The 490-nt window shown below is 44.7% G+C and carries 1 protein-coding gene; it reads left to right on the forward strand.

The window, feature by feature from the left end:
* Positions 1 to 490: phage tail sheath subtilisin-like domain-containing protein (locus NE664_13450; protein ID MCQ4727638.1), on the forward strand; the 490-nt coding region annotated here is incomplete at both ends.

The raw sequence follows: 490 nt of genomic DNA on the forward strand, positions 1-490 counted from the left end.
AAAGCGTTACGGGATCCGAATATCAGGAGTTTCTTGACAAAATCGAAAGCTACAGTTTTAATACCCTCGGATGCTTAAGCACGGAGGAAACAATAAAAGGCCTTTTCGTATCCTTCACAAAAAGGCTGAGGGACGAAATGGGCGTTAAGTTCCAGACGGTTTTATACAACAAAGCGGCGGATTATGAAGGGGTAATAAGCCTTAAAAATTCCGTAAGCGGCGAGGGGGAAAAGGAAAGTTCCCTTGTTTATTGGCTTACGGGGGCGAGTGCGGGATGCGCCGTCAACAGGAGCAACACAAACAAGAAATACGACGGGGAATTTACAGTAAACGCCGAATTTAAACAGAGCGAACTCGAAAAGGCGGTTAAAGCGGGAGAGCTTGTATTCCACAAAGTAGGGGATGAAATAAGGGTTTTAGAGGACGTGAACAGCTTTGTATCCGTAACCGTGGACAAAAACGAGGATTTTACAAGCAATCAGGTTATAAG

The organism is Anaerotignum faecicola, from assembly GCA_024460105.1.
Lineage (GTDB): Bacteria > Bacillota > Clostridia > Lachnospirales > Anaerotignaceae > JANFXS01.